Origin of the sequence: Streptomyces sp. NBC_01197 (assembly GCF_036010505.1) — a bacterium.
Classification (GTDB): Bacteria; Actinomycetota; Actinomycetes; order Streptomycetales; family Streptomycetaceae; genus Streptomyces.
In genome coordinates this window covers 4393814-4413795 of the sequence record NZ_CP108569.1, presented here as the reverse complement: position 1 = coordinate 4413795, position 19982 = coordinate 4393814, and the positions used below count along the sequence as shown (strand labels likewise).

The 19982-nt window shown below is 71.7% G+C and carries 16 protein-coding genes; 6 read left to right on the top strand and 10 right to left on the bottom strand.

The annotated features are described in order from the left end of the window. Positions 1-47: 47 nt before the first annotated feature. Positions 48-863, top strand: a complete 816-nt coding sequence (locus OG452_RS20235; RefSeq protein WP_327296985.1) for an enoyl-CoA hydratase/isomerase family protein — start codon at positions 48-50, stop codon at positions 861-863. Positions 864-905: 42 nt separating this feature from the next. Here the strand turns inward: OG452_RS20235 and OG452_RS20230 are convergent, their stop codons facing one another. After that, complete coding sequence (locus OG452_RS20230; protein WP_327296984.1) at positions 906-1931, bottom strand: NAD-dependent epimerase/dehydratase family protein; 1026 nt, start codon at positions 1929-1931, stop codon at positions 906-908. 302 nt (positions 1932-2233) lie between these two features. Here OG452_RS20230 and OG452_RS20225 point away from each other — a divergent pair, with 302 nt between their 5' ends. Beyond that, positions 2234-2824, top strand: coding sequence for a flavin reductase family protein (locus tag OG452_RS20225; protein ID WP_327299707.1), 591 nt, complete (start codon positions 2234-2236; stop codon positions 2822-2824). Here OG452_RS20225 and OG452_RS20220 read toward each other — a convergent pair. Then, on the bottom strand, positions 2814-4190 hold the full coding sequence (locus OG452_RS20220) for an MFS transporter (RefSeq protein WP_442810057.1): 1377 nt from the start codon (positions 4188-4190) through the stop codon (positions 2814-2816). The genes OG452_RS20225 and OG452_RS20220 overlap by 11 nt on opposite strands. Positions 4191-4343: 153 nt before the next feature. On the opposite strand from OG452_RS20220, the gene OG452_RS20215 reads away from it, so the two are divergent. Then, on the top strand, positions 4344-5336 hold the full coding sequence (locus OG452_RS20215) for a GlxA family transcriptional regulator (RefSeq protein ID WP_327296983.1): 993 nt from the start codon (positions 4344-4346) through the stop codon (positions 5334-5336). A 247-nt stretch (positions 5337-5583) separates the two neighbouring features. Here OG452_RS20215 and OG452_RS20210 read toward each other — a convergent pair whose 3' ends face one another. Beyond that, the gene (locus OG452_RS20210; RefSeq protein WP_327296982.1) at positions 5584-7197 is read right to left on the bottom strand and encodes an alkaline phosphatase D family protein; all 1614 of its coding nucleotides are present in this window, start codon (positions 7195-7197) and stop codon (positions 5584-5586) included. A gap of 449 nt (positions 7198-7646) precedes the next feature. Here OG452_RS20210 and OG452_RS20205 point away from each other — a divergent pair, with 449 nt between their 5' ends. Further along, positions 7647-8936, top strand: a complete 1290-nt coding sequence (locus tag OG452_RS20205) for an MFS transporter (RefSeq protein WP_327296981.1) — start codon at positions 7647-7649, stop codon at positions 8934-8936. 45 nt (positions 8937-8981) lie between these two features. Here the strand turns inward: OG452_RS20205 and OG452_RS20200 are convergent, their stop codons facing one another. The 3 genes from OG452_RS20200 to OG452_RS20190 form a co-directional block, all read right to left on the bottom strand. Then, a complete protein-coding gene (locus tag OG452_RS20200; protein ID WP_327296980.1) occupies positions 8982-10031 on the bottom strand; it encodes a Zn-dependent alcohol dehydrogenase in 1050 nt (349 codons plus the stop codon). Further along, complete coding sequence (locus tag OG452_RS20195) at positions 10028-11212, bottom strand: acyl-CoA dehydrogenase family protein (protein ID WP_327296979.1); 1185 nt, start codon at positions 11210-11212, stop codon at positions 10028-10030. Before OG452_RS20195 ends, OG452_RS20200 begins: the two co-directional genes overlap by 4 nt. Before the next feature lie 113 nt (positions 11213-11325). Beyond that, complete coding sequence (locus OG452_RS20190; RefSeq protein WP_327296978.1) at positions 11326-12240, bottom strand: SDR family oxidoreductase; 915 nt, start codon at positions 12238-12240, stop codon at positions 11326-11328. 85 nt (positions 12241-12325) lie between these two features. On the opposite strand from OG452_RS20190, the gene OG452_RS20185 reads away from it, so the two are divergent. Next, positions 12326-13252 carry a cyclase family protein gene (locus OG452_RS20185; RefSeq protein ID WP_327296977.1) on the top strand — a complete coding sequence of 309 codons (927 nt, stop codon included), beginning with the start codon at positions 12326-12328 and terminating at the stop codon, positions 13250-13252. Between the two features lie 321 nt (positions 13253-13573). Here the strand turns inward: OG452_RS20185 and OG452_RS20180 are convergent, their stop codons facing one another. The 3 genes from OG452_RS20180 to OG452_RS20170 form a co-directional block, all read right to left on the bottom strand. Then, positions 13574-14086 carry an ATP-binding protein gene (locus tag OG452_RS20180; RefSeq protein WP_327296976.1) on the bottom strand — a complete coding sequence of 171 codons (513 nt, stop codon included), beginning with the start codon at positions 14084-14086 and terminating at the stop codon, positions 13574-13576. Between the two features lie 477 nt (positions 14087-14563). Further along, positions 14564-15445 (bottom strand): acyl-CoA dehydrogenase family protein, encoded by an 882-nt coding sequence (locus OG452_RS20175; protein ID WP_327296975.1) that lies wholly within the window; start codon positions 15443-15445, stop codon positions 14564-14566. After that, positions 15445-16635 (bottom strand): acyl-CoA dehydrogenase family protein, encoded by a 1191-nt coding sequence (locus OG452_RS20170; RefSeq protein WP_327296974.1) that lies wholly within the window; start codon positions 16633-16635, stop codon positions 15445-15447. The genes OG452_RS20175 and OG452_RS20170 overlap by 1 nt, the downstream gene beginning before the upstream one ends. A gap of 224 nt (positions 16636-16859) precedes the next feature. On the opposite strand from OG452_RS20170, the gene OG452_RS20165 reads away from it, so the two are divergent. After that, the gene (locus tag OG452_RS20165) at positions 16860-18389 is read left to right on the top strand and encodes a class I adenylate-forming enzyme family protein (protein ID WP_327296973.1); all 1530 of its coding nucleotides are present in this window, start codon (positions 16860-16862) and stop codon (positions 18387-18389) included. A gap of 45 nt (positions 18390-18434) precedes the next feature. On the opposite strand, the gene OG452_RS20160 is transcribed toward OG452_RS20165, so the two are convergent. Next, positions 18435-19901, bottom strand: coding sequence for a DUF4157 domain-containing protein (locus OG452_RS20160; RefSeq protein ID WP_327296972.1), 1467 nt, complete (start codon positions 19899-19901; stop codon positions 18435-18437). Between the last annotated feature and the right edge of the window lie 81 nt (positions 19902-19982).

Here is a 19982-nt window from a genome sequence, read left to right as displayed (position 1 = left end):
CGAACCCCGGGGGGCTCCACCCCCATCGATCCCTCCCCCCGAAAGGCATGCCCGTGACCACTTCGCCCGAGGAAGAAGAGATCCTCCACACCACGACCGACGGCGTCTCGACGATCACCCTCAACCGCCCGGCCGCGATGAACGCCCTCACCTGGGCCCAGCGAGAACAGGTCATCGGCCTTCTGGCCACCGCATCGGCCGACCCCGGCATCCGCGCGGTCGTCCTCACCGCCACCGGCCGCGGCTTCTGCGCGGGCGCCGACCTCCGGGGCGGCGGCCCGCAGGCCCCGGCCGAACGCGTCACGGGCGACGTGGCCCGCACGATCCGGCTCGGCGCGCAGCGCCTCATCGCGGCCGTTCTGGACTGCGAGAAACCCGTGATCGCCGCAGTCAACGGCACCGCGGCCGGCCTGGGCGCACAACTCGCCCTCGCCTGCGACCTCGTACTGGCCGCGGAATCGGCCAGGTTCATCGAGATCTTCGCCCGCCGCGGCCTCGTCCCCGACGGCGGCGGCGCGTATCTGCTGCCCCGCCTGATCGGCCCGCACCGCGCCAAGGAGCTGATGTTCTTCGGCGACGCGCTCCCGGCGGCGGATGCCGAACGCATCGGCCTGGTGAACCGGGTGGTCCCGGACGAGGACCTGCTGAAGACGGCCCACGAGTGGGCCGCCCGGCTGGCCCAGGGACCCACCCGCGCCCTGGCCCTCACCAAGCAACTGGTGAACGCATCCCTGGAGTCGGACCGCACCATGGCCTTCGCGGCCGAGGCCGCCGCCCAGGAGATCAACATGACAACGGCCGACGCGAACGAGGGCGTAGCGGCCTTCGTCGAACGCCGGACACCGCAGTACCGGGGGCGGTAGGCGGGGGCGGTAGGCGGGGGCGGTAGGCGGGGGCGGTAGGTCTCAGTCGGCCCGGGCATCCGCCGCCGCGAGCAGGGTCTGCTCGCGCTCAGGCGTGATGCCCTTGGCCTCCCGGCCGGTGCGGTCCTCGCCGAACGCCTCATCGAGCCCACCGGGGCCGAACAGCCAGGCAGCGGTGGAGTGGATGGACTCGTTGACGGGGCGGCAGTGCAGGCCCGCGGCGATGGCCTTGGCCGAGCTGGGCTTCCAGACCGCGGCCGTCTCCCCTTCCAGCGGGGCCCACAACGGCAGTTCCGTCCAGACGGTGATCTCATGCCCGGTGAGGATTTCCTCGTCCACCCACACCAGCTCCGCCTTGTCGCCGGTCGCGGCGGAGCAGGCGCCCAGGAACTCGCCCCAGGTAGCGTTCGCGGCCGTGCCGCTGACCATGTACATTCCGCTGTCCTCGGCCTCGATCCGGTCCAAGCCGAAGATCGCGATGTCGCGGACGTCGATCAGCTGCATCTCGCGGTCGGGCGCGCCCGGCGCAACCATACGGCCGCCTTGGGCGGCACGGCGCAGCCACCAGGTGAGGCGGCGGGCGCGATCGTGCGGACCGATGATCAAGCCGGGTTCAAGGATCAACGTGCGGCCCGGGAAGCGCTGCTCGACAACCATCTCGCAGCCGGCCTTGAGCTTGCCGTAATCGCCGTCGTCCGGGCCTGCGTCCGGATTGCCGTCGTGGCGGGACGAGCTCTCGTCCACTGGTTCGGCGGGCCAGCCGGGGCGGGCATTGATGGAGGAGATGAACAGATACGTCGGCGCGGATTCGGCCAGCGCCGCGACCGAGGCCCCGACCACGCGGGGGACATAGCCACAGACGTCCACGATCGCGTCCCAGGGGCCGGCCTCGACGAGCCGCGCCAGATCCTCCTCGTGCTCCCGGTCACCGCGCACGACCTGGACCCCCTCCAGATCGGCGTGGGTCTTGCCACGGTTGAACGTGGTCACCTCCCAGCCGCGCCGGAGCGCTTCTCGGACGAATGCGCGTCCGAGGAATACCGATCCACCGATCACCAGAAGTTTCATGCAGCCGAGTCTGCGTCTGCCGGAACCGACGCGGAACCGGAGTCTGCCGAAAGCCAAAGAGGTTGCGCCGCCCATGAACGCGTGCGATTACGAGGGCGGTTGGGGGCCCAGAGGGTGCCGGCACAGAGCCGTACCGGCGCAGGTCCTGACCGTGCGGCCCACGCCTGAACCGAGGCGATTGGGCACACATACTCGCAAGCACGCCGACGGCAGTCCCGCCCACCCGGCGGAGCGGGCCGTCGCGACCCCTTCCCACCTGACGCCCCGTCAGCTTCAATGGAATGGTGATGGGACACGCAGGGATGGCGGCCACCGCCGTCCGATACCTCAGGTCGGTAGGCGCCCCGACGGCCACCGGGCCGGTCGACCCACTCCCGCGCCCGGACCTTCGGGCGGTGGCCGACGACGAACGGATGCCGGTCGACCCGGGGGAGTTCCGCCGGGTACTCGGCCACTTCGCCAGCGGCGTCACCGTCATCACCGCGCACGACGACGAGGGCCCGGCCGGCTTCGCCTGCCAGTCCTTCGCGTCGCTCTCACTGGACCCGCCGCTGGTCGCCTTCATGGTGGCCCGTACGTCGACAACCTGGCCGCGCATCGCCCAAGCCGGGTCCTTCTGCGTCAACATACTCGGCGCGGATCAGGGCGGGCTGTGCCGCGCCTTCGCGGTGAGCGGCGCCGACAAGTTCTCCGGGGTGGCCCACGAGCCGGCCCCCGCTACAGGCTCGCCGCTGCTCACCGGCGTACCCGCGTGGATCGACTGCCGCATCCACGCCGTGCACACCGGCGGCGACCATCTGATCGTGGTCGGCCGGGTGGAGACCCTGGGCGGCGCGACCGAGGGTGAACCGCTGCTGTTCCACCGTGGAGCCTTCGGCCGCTTCACGGCCTGACCCCCTGAACGACGACCCCGGCCACCCCCGCCGATCCCGCCGCCCGGGGCCTCAGCACCAGGGCCATCAGCGCCGCCGCCGCGCACATCGCGCCCGACGCGTACCAGATCACGTCGTACGAGCCGAAGACGTCCCGCACCACGCCGCCCAGGTACGCGACCAGGGCCGCGCCCACCTGGTGGGAGGCGAGTACCCAGCCGAAGACGATCGCGCTGTCCTCGCCGTAGTGCTCGCGGCACAGGGCGATCGTCGGGGGCACCGTGGCGACCCAGTCCAAGCCGTAGAAGACGATGAACAGGACCATCGGCGGGTGCACGGACGGCGCGAGCAGCATCGGCAGGAAGAGCAGTGAGATTCCGCGCAGCGCGTAGTAGACCGCCAGCAGGCGGCGGGGCTCGAAGCGGTCCGTGAACCAGCCGGACGCGATCGTGCCCACGATGTCGAAGACCCCGATCACCGCGAGCAGCGACGCGGCGGCCGTCACCGGCATCCCGTGGTCGTGCTCCGCCGGGACGAAGTGCGTCTTCACCAGGCCGTTGGTGGACGCCCCGCAGATCGCGAACGTCCCGGCGAGCAGCCAGAACGGGCCGGTCCTGGCAGCCCTGGTGAGCACCCCGACCGCCCGCCTGGCCGCGCCGGTACGCGGCGGCGGCTTCGGTACGAACTCCGTTGCCCCGTAGGCAGACTGGCCCACGTCCGCCGGATGGTCACGCAGCAGCAGCCACACCAGCGGCACCACGGCCGGCGCGGCGAGTGCCACGGTGATCGCCGCGGGGCGCCAGCCGTGGTGCACGACCAGCCAGGAGAGGACCGGCAGGAAGACCAGCTGGCCGGAGGCGCCCGCCGCCGTGAGGACGCCGGTGACCAGCCCCCGCTTGGCGACGAACCAGCGGTTGGTCACCGTCGCCGCGAAGGCCAGCGCCATCGATCCGCTGCCCATGCCGACCAGCACGCCCCAGTAGAGGACTAGTTGCCACGCGGTGGTCATCCACACCGTCAGCACCGAACCCACCGAGATGACGGTGAGAGCGACGGCCACCACACGGCGGATCCCGAAGCGGTCCATCAGCGCCGCCGCGAACGGCGCAGTCAGCCCGTACAGCGCGAGGTTCACCGATATCGCGAGGCCGATGGTGGCGCGCGACCAGTGGAACTCCTCGTGCAGCGGGTCGATCAGCAGCCCCGGCAGCGAGGCGAAGGCCGCGGCGCCGATGATCGTCACAAAGGTGACCGCGGCCACGAACCAGGCGCGGTGCAGGCGCGGCCGGCGCCCGCCGGGCGGCGATGAGGTCAACAGCTCCTGCTCCTGGCGCTGTTCCTCCTGCCGCACGGGCTGCGGGACGGATGGTTCCGATGTCTGGGTCACGCCGCCAGCATCGCCGGGCGGGACCGGCCGTACGAGTGGCCCGATGGACAGCCTTCGCTACGATCGGGCCATGGCCTGGAGAGCCCAGGAAGCCAGAGCCGGTGCCGGTGCCAGTGCCGGCCAGCCGCCCGCTCCGTCCCAGGGAGGACCCCCGTGCCCCGCCCGAATCCGCGTCCGCACCGCGTCGTCGTGCTTGCCCTGGACGGGCTGCTCCCCTTCGAACTCGGCATTCCGCACCGCATCTTCAGCCGCCCCCGCGACCCTGCGGGCCGCCCGCTGTACGAGGTGGTGACCTGCTCGGTGCGCCCGCCGGGCCCGGTCCGTACGGACGCCGACTTCTCGATACTCGCCGAGTACGGCCCGGAGGAACTGGCCACCGCCGACACCGTCATCATCCCCGCCTCGTACGAACTGGGCCCGGTGCACGAGGAGGGCAGGCTGACGGACGAACTGGCCTGCGCGCTGGCCCGGATCCGGCCCGGCACCCGGCTCGTCTCCATCTGCACCGGCGGCTACGTACTCGCCGCCGCCGGATATCTGGACGGGCGTCCCGCCACCACGCACTGGTCGTCCGCCGCGCACTTCCAGCAGCTGTTCCCCGCGGTCCTGGTCGACCCGGACGTGCTGTTCATCGACGACGGCGACATCCTGACATCGGCGGGCGTGGCGGCGGGCATCGACCTCTGCCTGCACATCGTGCGCCGCGACCACGGAACGGCGGTGGCCAACGACGTGGCGCGCAAGACCGTCGTGCCGCCGCACCGGGACGGCGGCCAGGCCCAGTACATCGAACGCCCGCTGCCCGACGACCGGTCGGCGACGACGACCGCCGCCCGCGCCTGGGCGCTCTCCCGGCTGCACGAACCGATCCAGCTGCGGGACATGGCCGAACAGGAGTCGATGTCCGTACGCACCTTCACCCGCCGCTTCCGCGAGGAGGCCGGCATCAGCCCCGGCCAGTGGCTCACCCGGCAGCGGGTCGAACGCGCCCGGTACCTCCTGGAGTCCTCGGACCTGTCGGTCGACCAGGTGGCCAGGGACGCCGGCTTCGGCACGGCCCAGTCCATGCGCCAGCACCTGCAGGCGGCGCTGGGGGTCCCCCCGACGGTCTACCGCCGTACGTTCCGGGCACGGGCCACCGCATGACGCTAGGGGCTGTCCGGCGGATCATGTCGCCGACGCGGGGTTTGGAACGCCCTCCCCCAAGGCCCTAAGGGCCAGGGAGGTGCCCCCATCGGCGTTGTCGTCAGTTGCCGACTCCCCCAGCCTGCGGCCGGGGGGACCCCCACCGCGTCGACGCCCTCCTCCGCCTTGCAGCTGGACGCACCAAACCCCGCTCACCGGGACGATCAGGCACCGGTGCCCTCCTGCGACCTGATCCGCCGGACAGCCCCTAACCCACCACCCGGGCCCCCGGCCGCCCCGACCGCACCTGGAGCCGGGCGAGCGTGCCGGCCTTCGCCTTCTTGCTGAGCACTGTGTCCACCACCCGGACCTGGGCGTCCACCGACGACTCACCGATGTCGAAGAGGTGGTAGCCGCGGTGCGCGTCGATGACCTTCCAGTGCGGGTTGTCCGCCTTCAGCGGGTCCCACTGCTCGTGGAACACGGCTTGGTCCTGGTCCCCGTTGCTGGAGATCGACGTACCCACGAACTCCGCCCCCACCACGGCGGACTTCGGATCGGCGAAGTCCTTCTTCAGGTCACTGATCATCGTCAGATGGCGGTCACCCGAGAGCACCAGCGGGTTGCGCACCGACTGGAACTGCCGCATCAGCGCGTTCCGTTCGACCTGGTAGCCGTCCCAGGCGTCGTAGTACCAGAGCTTGCCCTTGCCGGGCATCAGATCGGTTTCGGCCATCATGATCTGGGAGGCGATGACGTTCCAGCGTGCCGGTGACCGGGTCAGCCCCTTCAGCAGCCACTGCTTCTGGGTCGCGCCCAGCATCGTGCGGGACGGGTCCTCGGCCCCCGCCTGGGTCGCCGCCTGGTCGGTGCGGAACTGGCGGGTGTCCAGGACGTTCAGCCGGACGAGCCGGCCGTAGTCGAAGCGCCGGTACATCTGGATGTGCGGACCGTGCGGCACCGACGTGGCCCGGACCGGCATGTGCTCGTAGTACGCCTGGTACGCGGCGGTCAGCCGGGCGACGAACGCGGCGTGCGACTGCTTCGCCGGGTCCTGCGGCACCTCGCCCGCGAAGTCGTTGTCGACCTCGTGGTCGTCGAAGGTCACCACCCAGGGCGCGTACGCCTGCATGGCCTGGAGGTCGGGGTCGGTGCGGTACTGGGCGTAGCGGTTGCGGTACTCGACCAGCGTGTACGGCTCGTCGTGACCGGTGTGGAGCCGTACGGAGCCCGCCGCCGGGGCGGACTCGTAGATGTAGTCACCGACGAAGAGGACCAGGTCGGGGTCCTGCGCGCGCATGTCGGCGTACGGCGTGAAGTAGCCGTGCTGCCAGTTCTGGCAGGAGGCGAGCGCGATACGGAGGCTGCCGCCGGCCGAGAGCGGCGACGGCGCGGTGTGGGTGCGGCCGACGGGCGAGATCTGGCCATCGCAGCGGAATCGGTACCAGTACCGGCGGCCGGGCCGCAGGCCCTTGGCGTCGGCGTGCACGCTGTGGGCCAGCGCGGGCACGGCCTGCTCGGTGCCGGTCCGGACGATCTTGGTGAACTTCGCGTCGTCGGCGATCTGCCACTCGACGGTGACGGGGACCGCGGGCATGCCCCCGCCGTTCAGCGGGTCGGGCGCGAGCCGGGTCCACAGCACGACCGCGTCAGGCAGCGGATCGCCCGATCCGACGCCGAGTCTGAACAGCCCGGCAGGAAGTTTCGGGGCCGCGGCGGAACCGGTGAAGACAGCCGCGCCGGCCGGGGCGGGTGTTGCGGCGGACGCGCTGCCGGCGAGCGGAAGCTGGGCGGCGGCGGCCACGCCGAGCGCGGCGGCCGATCCTGCGAGGAACCTGCGGCGGCCGGTGAGAGCGGAGCGTGCTGCGTCGTCTGCGGACATACGGATTGACTCCCTGGCTCCTGTGGGGTCTCTTGTCGCGCTTGAGGTTCACAGGGCGAGGTGGCCGTGGGGCTGAACGCCACGCATCGTGCGCATGACCGTTGCCGGAAGCGTCGGACCGCGGGCGCGAGATCGCGCCAGAGCCCTTGGGGCAACTGGCTCGTACGGGGTCGGGCCGGCGGCGGCAAACTGAATTCCGGCCGGATCGCGACTGCTCCGTACGAGAGGGAAAGTTGGCCCGAATGGGCAGTGGGAAGGAGTACTCCGGCCGCCCGGATCTCGTAAGGTGACCGCCCATGGCACCTCCCCCTGACGCTTCAGAAACGACCGCGGAATCGGCTACGGGCTCCGCTGTCGGACAGGCTGCCGACGCCCCCGCGGGCCCAGCCACCGGCACAGTGACGGAATCCCCCGCGGGCTCCGCTGCCGCCACAGCGACAGGGTCCGCCGTGGGCTCCGCTGTCGGCGTTCCTGACGACGCCACTGCTGCCGGTCCCGGGGCTCTGCCGCTGCCGTCTCTCTGGCGTGACCGGCGGTTCGTACTGCTCTGGTCCGCGCGGACCATCTCGGTCCTGGGGAACGGCTTCGCCCGGGTGGCGCTGGCGTTCGCGGTGCTCTCGCTGCCCGGCGCCACCCCCGGGCGGCTGTCGCTGGTGCTCGCCTGCCAGGCGTTGCCGCAGCTGGTCCTCATCCTGGTCGGCGGGGTGATCGCCGACCGGATGTCCCGCTCCCGGCTGATGATGATCTCGGACTGCCTGGGGGTCGTCGCGTACGGGGGTCTCGCCGCGATGGTGCTCACCGGGCACGCGCCGCTGACGGCGATGTGCCTGCTGGCGGTGGTGGCCGGAACGGCAAGCGCGCTGTTCGCCCCCGCGATGTCCGGCGTCGTCCCGCAGCTCGTCCCCGCCGCACAGTTCCAGCGGGCCAACGCCCTGCTGCGGGTCGGTATGAACGCTTCGATGGTGCTCGGGCTCGCGCTCTCCGGCGTGACCGTCGCTGGGTGCGGCGCGGGCTGGGCGCTCGCCCTGAACGCCGCGTCCTTCCTGGTGAGCGCGGGTCTCATCCGGGGGCTGCGGCTGACGACGACGGTGCGGGCCGCGTCATCCGGCATGGCCGATCTCCGCGACGGCTGGCGGGAGTTCGCCTCCCGGCAGTGGCTGTGGGTCGTGGTCTGCCAGGCCGCGGTCATGGTGGCGGCCGTCGCCTCGACGTCCGGGGTACTGGGACCGCTGGAGGCGACGGAGCACCTCGGCGGGGCCGGTGCCTGGTCCGCGATCGTCGCCGCGCAGGCGGTGGGCACGGTCGCGGGGGCCTCCTTCGCGGTACGGATAAGGGTCCGCCGCCCCCTGCTCGTCGCGGTCCTCGCGATCTTTCCGGTGGCGCTGCCGATGGCGCTGCTCGCCGCCCGTGCGCCGGTGTGGGTGATCTGCCTGGCGATGTTCTGCTCGGGCCTGTCCAGCGATGTGTTCGGCGCGCTGTGGGAGACCACGATGCAGCGGGAGATCCCCGAGGAGGTCCTCTCCCGGGTCAGCTCCTACGACTGGTTCGGCTCCCTCGCGCTGGCGCCGCTGGGGCTGCTGGTGGCGGGGCCCATCGCGGCGGTCGTGGGCACGAGGGCCGCGCTCGCCGGGTGCGCGGGGTTCACCGTGCTGGCCACGTGCGGGGCGCTGCTGTCGCCCCAGGTACGGACGCTGCGCGCGCCTGAGGGGAATGCGAGTTCAAGCCCCTCCGGCGCTTGAGGAGCGGGGTCCGGGGCGGAGCCCCGGAAAGGGTGCGGCCCCCGCTCAGAACGTCAGCACACCCCGCGCCACCTTTCCCCCTTCCGCATCGGCCACCGCCCCCTCGAAGTCCTCCACCGGATACGTCCGCGTCACCAGTTCGTCCAGCAGCAGCGCCCCTCGCGCGTACAGCCCCGCGTACAGCGGAATGTCCCGCTGCGGCCGCGAAGCCCCGTACCGGCAGCCCAGGATGGACTTGTCCAGGAACATCGACGACACCAGGAACGACGCCTCCGCCGTCGCGGGCGGGGTACCCAGCAGGATGGCCTGGCCGTGGCGGTCCAGGAGGTCGATGGCCTGGCGGATCAGCTCCACCCGGCCCACGCACTCGAAGGCGTGGTCGGCGCCCTTCGGGAGGATGTCCCGGACGCCCTCCGCCGACGTGAGGAAGTGGGTCGCGCCGAACTGCCGGGCCACCGCCTCCTTCTCCGGGTTCGCGTCCACCGCGACGATCACCGCCGCACCGGCGATCCGCGCGCCCTGAAGGACATTGAGGCCGATGCCGCCGGTGCCGATGACGACCACCGAGTCGCCGCGGTCGACCTTCGCCCGGTTCAGCACCGCTCCGACCCCGGTCAGCACCCCGCACCCGATCAGCGCCGCCGAGGTGAGCGGGATGGCGGCGGGGATCTTCACGGCCTGCACCGCCTTGACGACGGTGCGCTCGGCGAAGGCCGAGTTGGACGCGAACTGGTAGAGCGGATTCCCGCCCCGCGAGAACGGCCGGCCCGGCATCCCGATCGCCTTGCGGCACATCGTCGGCCTGCCCCGGTCGCAGTCCGCGCACGCCCCGCAGTTGGCGAGCGTGGAGAGCGCCACATGGTCGCCCGGGGCCACATGCTTCACCCCCGGCCCCACAGCCTCGACCGCCCCCGCGCCCTCGTGGCCGAGCACCACCGGCACGGGGAACGGAATCGTCCCGTCGATCACCGACAGATCGCTGTGGCAGAGACCGGCCGCCGCGACGTCCACCAGCACCTCGCCCGGTCCGGGATCACGTATCTCCAGGTCATCGACCACCTGGGCCTGCTTGCCGTCGAAGACGACACCCCTCATCTCGGCTCCCTCGGTAGGCCGAGCACCCGCTCGGCGATGATGGTGCGCTGGATCTCGTCGGAGCCGCCGTAGATCGTGTCGGCCCGGCTGAACAGGAACTGCCGTTGCTGCGCGTCGAGTTCGTACGGGCGTTCGGGCGCCCAGTCGGAAGGCCCGACGGCGCCGTGCGCCCCGCGCACCTGCACCGCCAGCTCCCCGAGCCGCTGGTGCCAGCCGCCCCAGAGCAGCTTGGCGACGCTCGGGGCGCCCGCGTCGTCCGTACGCCCCAGGGTGCGCAGCGCGTTCCACCGCATGGTGCGCAGCTCGGCCCACTGGCGTACCAGCCGGTCGCGCAGCACCGGGTCGCCGGTGGCGCCCGACGCGACCGCCGCGTTCACGACCTCCTTCAACTCCCTTGCGAAGCCGATCTGCTGGACCAGGGTCGACACCCCGCGCTCCAGGGCGAGCAGGCCCATGGCGACCTGCCAGCCGTTGCCCTCGCCGCCGACCACGCACGCGGCCCGCGCGCCGTCGAAGAAGACCTCGTTGAACTCGCTGGTGCCCGACATCTGCCGGATCGGCCGTACGTCGATCCGGCCCGGCTGGTCCATCGGGACCAGCAGGAAGGACAGCCCGTGGTGGCCGCGCGTGCCCGGTTCCGTGCGGGCCAGCACGAAGCACCAGTCGGCCTCCCTGGCCAGCGAGGTCCAGATCTTCTGGCCGGTGACGCGGTATACACCCTCGCTGTCGCGCACGGCGGCGGTACGGACCGCCGCCAGGTCGGAGCCGGCGCCCGGCTCGCTGTACCCCTGGCACCAGAGCGCCTCGCCGCGCGCGATCGGCGGCAGGAAGCGGGCCTGCTGCTCGTCGTCGCCGAAGGCGATGAGGGTGGGTGCGAGGAGGTTCTCGCCGATGTGGCCCACCCGGCCGGGGGCGCGGGCCGCCGCGTACTCCTCGGCCCAGACGACCTGCTGGGTCAGGGAGGCCCGGCGGTTGCCGAAGTCGCCCTGCCAGCCGATGCCGATCCAGCCTCCGCTGCCCAGCTCGCGCTCCCAGGCCCGGCGCAGCTCCGCGCCCTCGTGTTCGCTGCCGGGGCCGCCGGTGGCTTCGGCGGTGGCGAACTCGCCGGTGAAGTGGTCCGCCAGCCAGCCCCGCGCTTCGGCCCGGAACGCGGCGTCGTCAGGCCCGGGAGAGAAATCCACGTCGCGCCTCCCCTGCGTGACGGGCGGAACCGGGAGGGGCGGAACCAGGAGGGGCGGAGCCGCGACGAGCAGCGCCGTAATGGACGCCGCCGCCCCGAACCACCCCCTGCCCCTCACGCATTGGGCCGCTCCTTGGCCGCCGCCGCCCGCGCCATCGCCTCCAGCTGCGCGAGCATCGGCATCGGATCGACCCCCACCGTCCCCGGCAGGAAGTCGGCGATCCGCTCGGGTGTCCACGCCGCGCCCTCCGCGTACCCGGCGCGCAGCTCCCTCGGCTGGGCCCAGACCGCGATCTTCGGTCCCGCGATCGTGTACACCTGACCGGTGATCTTCTCCTCGCGGGCGCGGTCGGAGAGCAGGTACGTGACGAGCGCGGCCACGTCCTCCGGTTCGCCGATCTCCTTCAGCTCCATGGGGACGTTGGCGGACATCCGGGTCCTGGCCACCGGGGCCACCGCGTTCGCCGTCACGCCGTACTTGTTGAGACCGAGCGCGGCGCTGCGCACCAGCGAGATGATGCCGCCCTTGGCCGCGCTGTAGTTGGCCTGCGCGACACTGCCCTGGTGGTTGCCGCTGGTGAAGCCGATCAGTGTGCCGCTGCCCTGTTTACGCATCACCGCCGACGCCGCCCGGAAGACGGTGAAGGTGCCCTTCAGATGGGTGGCGACCACCGGGTCCCACTCCTCCTCGGACATGTTGAAGAGCATCCGCTCCCGGAGGATCCCGGCGACGCAGACGACGCCGTCGATCCGCCCGTACTGCGCCAGCGCGACATCGACGATCCGCTGTCCGCCCGCCATCGTCGAGATGTCGTCGGCGACCGCGACCGCCTGGCCGCCCGCCGCGACGATCTCCTTGACGACGGACGCCGCGACTTCGCTCTCGGGTTCCCCGCCTTCGATCGGAACGCCGTAGTCGTTGACGACGACCCGGGCGCCCTCGGCTGCGGCCGCGAGGGCGACAGCCCTGCCGATGCCACGCCCTGCGCCTGTCACAGCGATGACTTTGCCTGCCAAGAAGTTCCCCATACCCGGCCCCTTCCCGCGGTTTCTGACGACCCGTTAGATTTTACGGGTAGTCAGACAGCCGAGCACAAGACCCCCGGAGGGCCCGATGTCACTGCCGGCCGCATTCCACGACATCGCCACACGCGTAAACAACTGGGGCCGTTGGGGCGCCGACGACGAGATCGGCACCCTGAACCTGATCACCGACAAGGTCGTACGGGAGGCCGCCGCGACAGTGCGCAGCGGCCGCCGCGTCCCGCTGGCGATCACTCTGGAACAGGACGGCGTACAGACCGGGATGATCCCGGGGCGGGTGAACCCGCTGCACGCGATGGTGCAGATCAACCAGGAGCTGTTCGGTCCCGGCACGGTGGCCACCAGCGACGACATCGTGACCATGAGCCTGCAGACGGGCACCCACTGGGACGCGCTCACCCACGCGTCGCACTCCGGGAAGCTCTACAACGGCCGCCCGGCAGATTCGATCACAGCCCACGGCGGAGCCGAGTTCAGCGGGATCGGCACGGTGCGGCACATCGTGTCGCGGGGGGTGCTGCTCGACGTGGCGCGCGCCAGGGGCGTGGACCGGCTGGAGGGCGGCCGGGCGGTGACGCCGGACGACCTGGAGGCGGCCCAGGAGCTCGCGGGGACCGAGGTACGCGCCGGGGACATCGCGCTCGTACGGACCGGGCAGATCCAGCTGTATTTCAGTGGTGACAAGACCGGCTACACCTACCCGTCGCCCGGGCTCTCGATCCGCACCCCGGAGTGGTTCCACGCCAGGGATGTGGCGGCGGTCGCCAACGACACCGTGACCTTCGAGATCTTCCCGCCCGAGAACGAGGAGCTGTGGATGCCCGTACACGCGCTGCATCTGGTCGAGATGGGGATGCCGCAGGGACAGAACTGGAACCTCGAAGAGTTGTCCACAGCCTGTGCGGAAGCGGGCCAGTACAGCTTCCTGCTCTCCGCGACACCCGAGCCATTCGCGGGCGGCACGGGGTCGCCGGTCGCACCGGTGGCGCTTCTCTGACCCGGCCCTGTCCATGGGGCCCGCCCTGACCACAGGGCCCGTCCGGGCCGTCGCGCCACCCCGACCACCGGGCCCGTCCGGCCGCAGAGCCCGCCCCGGCCGTGGTTCCGGGTGGCGGCGTCACGACAGCCGCCACCCGGAACGGCGCGGGCACCCGCCCCTCCCTGCCCGAGAGAGGCCGGCGCCGAACGCGATCCGTACACACCGAGATCCGAGCCCCCACACCCCCCGGCATCCCTGGCGTCCCCCCACGGGTGGATCGCTCCTGCAAGAGTGATCAGGTCGCCACTCCGCGTCAACACCAGGGCAGCGCTTTGTGAGTTACACCCGAAAGGTGACGGCGCGCGAGGGGTCATATGCCCCGGGCTCGCGAATAACCTCCATGCGCTCCGGCGCACTTCCGGCGGTCTCACATACGCCCGGATCAACCTGGCACGCCCCCCGGTCGACCTCGCACCAGATGGACTTGCCGCGCCCCTCGGGCTGCCAGCCCCAGCGGTCCGCGAGCCCGTCGACCAGTTCGAGACCGCGCCCGTTGGTGTCCTCGCCCTCCGCATGCCGAGGCCGGGGCGGACAGGCGCTGGCGTCGGCCACCTCGACCCGTACCGTGCCGGCGTCGTCGGACGGGCCGAACAACATCCGCAGCACCGCCGGACACCCCGTGTGCACCACGGCGTTGGTCACCAGTTCCGAGATCAGCAGAATCAGCGTCTCGGCGAGTGGTTCGTCAACCCTTATCCCGGACCCGACCAGCCTGGACCGCGCCCACCTACGGGCCCGCCCCACCTCCGCGGGATCGGGTCCGACCTCCAGCTGAACCTGAAGCACCTGCACCGCTCACACCATCCGAACCGGCCGGGGGTACCCCCCAGTGCTTTCCAAGCACCGGGGGAACATCGCCTAGCGCCTCTCAGGGATCACGGAACGTGATTCCCTTGAGAGACAGCATGGTTGACGTACAGTCACCGCAACAAGCGCTTCAGGCATATTCCAGCGCGAAGGAGTAGGCGTGGTGCATACTGTGCGACGCCTGCTGCGGACAGTCGAACGAAGGCACTTCTCGCACCCACGTACGGTACGAACGGCGCGCATTCCCCGGCCCGCTGCCACCTCAGAGGTGCCAACGGGGCATCCGAGCAACACGGTCATTCGCATCCCACGGAGCGTACCGGAGCGTGACGCCGACTCCGGCCCGTGACGGCCCTGTCGAAGGACACAACCCGGTATCAACGCACGGTGACGCTCCGGTAACCCTCACACCAGACCTCACAGCCGACCTCACAGGATCTCCCGGCAGACCTCCCGGCCGCCTCACAGCGCCGCGGCGATCAGCTCTTCGGCCTCGGCCCCGGTGATCCACTGCCCGGCCCTCACCCAGGCCCGTTTCAGATGAAGATGAACATCTGACTCCCAGGTGAATCCCATGCCGCCGTGTACCTGGAGACAGTCCCGGGCGTTGCGGACGGCAGCGTCGTCGGCGAGCAGCTTGGCCCCCGCGGCATCGGTATCCGCACCGCCCCAGCGCCCTTCGGAGGTCACCGCCGCCGCGTACACCGCGGCCCTGGCGAGCTCGGTCCGTACGAGCATCCCGGCGCAGAGGTGCTTGACGGCCTGGAAGGCGCCGATCGGCCGGCCGAACTGCTCACGCTCCTTCGCGTACTGGACGGCCAGTTCGGTGGTACGCGCCGCACTGCCGAGCTGGAGGGCCGCCGTGAGCACGGCCGCGGCGGACCGGCCGGGATGTTCGGGTCCGCCGGTCACCCGGTGCAGCGGTGTCAGCGGGTCCACCGACCGTACGGGGCGGGCATCGCCGGCCTCGCCCACCACCTCGTCGGCCTCCGCGAGCCACTCCACCAGCGCCCCGTCCGAGGCCGCGACGACGGTCCGCCCGGTGTCGGCGCCCGGCACCGTTCCAGCCGCGAGATGCGTGGCGACCAGCGGGCCCGGCAGCAGCGCCCGCCCCGCCTCCTCGAAGACGAGGACGGCCTCGGGCAGCCCGAGCCCGACCCCGCCGTCCGCCTCGGGCAGCCGGAGCGAGAAGAGCCCGGCGTCGCCCAGCTCCCGCCACAGGGCGCGGTCGATGGCCGGCCGCTCCACGGCGGCCCGCAGCGCCTCCCGGCCGAAGCGGCCGTCCAGCAGCGCGCGGAAGCCGGTACGCAGGGCCAGTTGATCGTCGGTGAGCCGGAACTCCATCAGCGCTCCTTGGGGAGGCCGAGGATTCGCTCGGCGACGATGTTCTGCTGAATCTGCGAGGTGCCCGCGGCGATCGTGTACGAGAGCGAGGACAGCCGGTCCTGGTTCCAGGGGTGCGCGAGGTCGAGGGCGTCGGGGCCCAGCACATCGGCGGCCGCCTCGTACAGCTCCTGGCGGGCCTGCGAGTAGCGGAGCTTGAAGACCGAGCCGCCGATCCCCGGCACCCCGAAACCGCCCCCGCCGCGGCTCCCCACGCCCCCGCCCTGCGACTCGCTCACATTCCACTGGGTGAGCCGCCACAGCGCGGCGAACTCGGCGCCGAGCCGGCCCAGTCGGCGGCGCAGCGCCGGGTCCTCCCAGCGGCCGTTGTCCCGTGCTGTACGGGCCAGTTCGCCCAGGGTGCGGCGGCAGGCGACGACCTCGCCCACGAAGGCGGTGCCGCGCTCGTAGGAGAGGGTGACCATCGTGACGCGCCAGCCGTCGTTCTCTGCGCCGACCCGGTCGGTGACCGGTATCCGTACGTCGTCGAGGAACATCTCGGCGAACTCGGTGGACCCGGCGAGCGTCCGAAGCGGCCGTACGGTCACGCCGGGGGCGTCCATCCGCATCGCGAGCCAGGTGATGCCGCGGTGCTTGGGCACCGCGTCGCTGACCGGTTCCGTACGGACCAGCAGCTCGCACCAGTCGGCGACCTCGGCGTGCGAGGTCCAGACCTTGGATCCGCTGACCACATAGTGATCGCCGTCCCGTACCGCCCTGGTCCGCAGCGACGCCAGGTCCGACCCTGCGCCGGGCTCGCTGAATCCCTGGCACCAGACCTCGTCCCCGCGCAGCACCGGCGGCAGCCAGCGGGCCCGCTGCTCCACGGTCCCCTCGGCGGCGATCGTCGGGCCGGCGTGCAGCAGCCCGACGAAGTTCGCCCCGACGTAAGGGGCTCCGGCCCGCTCCGTCTCCTCCAGGAAGATCAGGTGCTGGGTGGGGGTGGCACCGCGACCGCCCGCGTCGGCCGGCCAGTGCAGCCCCGCGTACCCGGCCTCGTACAGCATCCGCTGCCACGCCGTGTCGTACGCGCGCCGCCCCGGCCAGTCCAGCGGGTCCGGCGCGGGCGGCAGCGCCGGGAGAGCTTTCGCGAGCCACTCCTTCAGCTGCCCGCGGAAGACCTCCTCGTCCTGCGTGTACCTGAGGTCCATCAGGGTGTCCCTTCCGGCTGTCCGGTGGCCCGATATCCGCCGGGGCGGAGACCCGACGGATATCCATCGGGTACCCCGCCGGGGACCTGATGGGCCGTCAGATGACAGGCTAGCTCCGGCCCCCTGGACCGACAAGGCACGGAGCCCTACGCTCTCCACACGATCTGACTACCCGTCAGCTGGCTCGTCGGCATGAGGGAGTTCGGGGTATGGGAGTTCGGGGCATGGACGACACCGCACACGCACTGGGCGCGTCCCGCACGCTGTGGGAACTGGTCGACCGCCGCGCCGGGCTGACCCCGGACCGGCCCGTCCTGCTCCAGGGCGACCGCATCCTGACCTTCGGGGAGCTGCGGGACGGCGCCGAGCGCGTCGCCGCCGGGCTGTACGGGATGGGGGTACGGCCGGGCAGCGTGGTCGCCTGGCAGCTGCCGACCCGGATCGAGACGGTGCTGCTCTCATTCGCCCTGGCCAGGCTCGGCGCGGTCCAGTCGCCGGTGATCCCGTTCTACCGGGACCGCGAGGTCGGCTTCGCGCTCCGCGAGTCCCGGGCGGACTTCTTCGCCGTACCGGGCACCTGGCGCGGCCACGACCACACATCCATGGCGGAACGGCTGGGCGCCCGGGGCGTCTTCGAGGCGTACGACGCCCTCCCGGACGGCGATCCCGCCGTACTCCCACCCCCGCCCGCCGACGGCACCGCGGTCCGCTGGATCTACTGGACGTCCGGCACCACGTCCGACCCCAAGGGCGTGCTGCACACGGACCGTTCACTGATCGCGGGCGGCTCCTGCCTGGCCCACGCCCTGCACCTCACGGCGGACGACGTCGGCTCGATGGCCTTCCCCTTCGCGCACATCGGCGGCCCGGACTACACGGTGATGCTGCTCCTGTACGGCTTCCCTGCCGTGCTGTTCGAGCACTTCGCGATGGACACGGCGCTGCCCGAGTACCGCAGGCACGGGGTGACGGTCGCGGGCGGCTCCACCGCGTTCTACTCGATGTTCCTCACCGAGCAGCGCAAGGTGCCCGGACAGCGGCTGGTCCCCACCCTGCGGCTGCTGGCCGGCGGCGGTGCGCCGAAGCCGCCGGAGATCTACCACGCGGTGGTACGGGAGATGGGCGTCCAGCTCACCCACGGCTACGGCATGACGGAGGTCCCCATGATCACCATGGGAGCCCCCGACGACACGGCCGAGAACCTCGCCACCACGGAGGGCCGTCCGCCGGCCGGGATGGAGATCCGCATCGTGGACCCGGAGGGCAAACCGCTGCCCGCGGGGGTCGACGGCGAGGTGCGGCTGCGCGGCGAGGCGGTCTGCCAGGGGTACTCGGGCCCCGCCCAGGCGACGGGTGTCTTCGACGCCGACGGCTTCCTGGTCACCGGCGATGTGGGCCACCTCAAGGAGACCGGCCATCTCGTGCTGACCGGGCGGATGAAGGACATCATCATCCGCAAGGGCGAGAACATCTCGGCCAAGGAGATAGAGGACCTGCTGCACCAGCACCCGGCGGTCGCCGACGCGGCGGTCGTCGGGCTCCCGGACCAGGAGCGCGGCGAGCGGGTGTGCGCGGTGATCGAGCGGCGGCCCGGCGCCGAGGACCTGACGCCGGCAGCCATGTCGGCGTTCCTGCGCGGCGAGGGCCTCTCCGTACACAAACTGCCGGAGCAGCTGGAGCTGGTGGACGCCCTGCCGCGCAACGACGCGCTGCGGAAGGTACTCAAGTACAAGCTGCGGGAGTTGTACGGCTGAGGGGCGGGGACGGCTAGGGGGCTCAGCGCGGGAGCAGCAGGAGGCTTACGCGCGGCGCACCCGGACGGTCAGCGGGTTCACGATGTCGTTGGCGCCGCCCCCGTACTGCTTGTCGTGGAAGGTCTCGCCGGGCTGGGAGCCGTAGAGACGGAAGAACCACTTGCCCTGCCAGGCCAGTTTGTCCGTGCCGAGCTTCTGGAACTCCTGCTGGGCGTTCTGGCGCGTGGTGCCGGCGAGTTCCTGGATCATCGCGGTGACCTTGTCGCTGTCGAAGACGCCCTGCGGTGTCTTGCCCCGGTAGCCGTTCAGGACCGACCTCGTCTTCTCCTGATACGCCTTGAACAGCTTCTTCTCCAGGGCCTTCAGCGCACCCTGGGCGTTGTAGTTGCGGTTGTAGTTCTCCAGCGTGACCCAGGACTCCTCGTCCATGCTGCGGGCGACGACCCCGGCGAAGTGGTAGTTCCAGATGTCGTCGGCGGCGCGGTCCGTGAACTCCTCACCGTCGGGCACCGTGGCGAAGTCGCGCTTGTCGTCGTCGCCGACGGAGTGGGTGCCGAAGCCCTCCCCGACCAGCGGCCGGGCGTACTGGTTGACGCCCATCTCCTGTGCGGCCCGGTCCGCTTCGGCGGGCCGCTCGCGCAGGGTGGTTCCGTAGTCCCGGGCCACCTCCGGCTCCTTGGGGACCTCGGTGCCGCTCGCCGCCGCGGCGGCCTCCGCCGGGTTGGTCGTACCGCCGGAACGCGCGGTCTTGTCCAGGTGATGGGCGAGGTGCAGACCGACCTTCTCGCGCCAGGGCGCGGCGCCGCCGTTCCCGGACATCACCACCTGCATCTGGTAGGAGCCCACGACCTTGCGCGCCACGTCGATGCATTTGGCCTGCAGCAGGTCGGCGAAGCGGCCGGCCTTCTGCCGGGTGGCGGCGTCCGCCGTGACCGGGGTGACCTTGCCCAGCGTCCCCGCGGCCGTCTTGATCTGCGCGCCGCCCCGGACGAGCGTGTACGCGCTGCCGACCTCCTTCAGCCGAGCCACCGCGTGCTGGAACACCTCGTCCGACGCGTAGAACTCCTTGGGTTCCCGCTCGGTGTCGTGCACGGCGAGCGTGCCGTCGTCGGAGAACCGGAGGCTGACGTCGCCCGGGTGGTGGTCCTGGGCGTCCACATGGTCCACATGATGGCCGATCAGGCCGTCCGGCTGCCGGCGGCCGTCGCGCAGGACGCCCTCCGGGGCCTGTGTGGTGAAGTGCGCATCGTCGCCGCCACCGACGATGCCGGTCGGGGCGCCGGTCCGTACCCGCTGGATGGCGGGCGCGGCAACGGGCGCCGCGGAACCCGCACCACGGGACGCGAGACCGGCCACCGCCGCGTTCCCCGCTGCGCGTTGGAGGGCGAGAAGCCCCTGCGGGGAGCGGACCGCGAGGTCGCGCTGTACGGGGAGGGCGGGGACGCTCGGGCGCCTGACGGTGCCCGCAGCCGCGGGCAGCCCGCTCTCGCGCTTCGACTGTTGGCTGCGCATACGCCCTCCCGAGACGGCACCACGCCGGCGGATCCGGCGGCGGGTCCCGTCCGGCTCCGGGCCCCTGGTTCTCCCCCATCA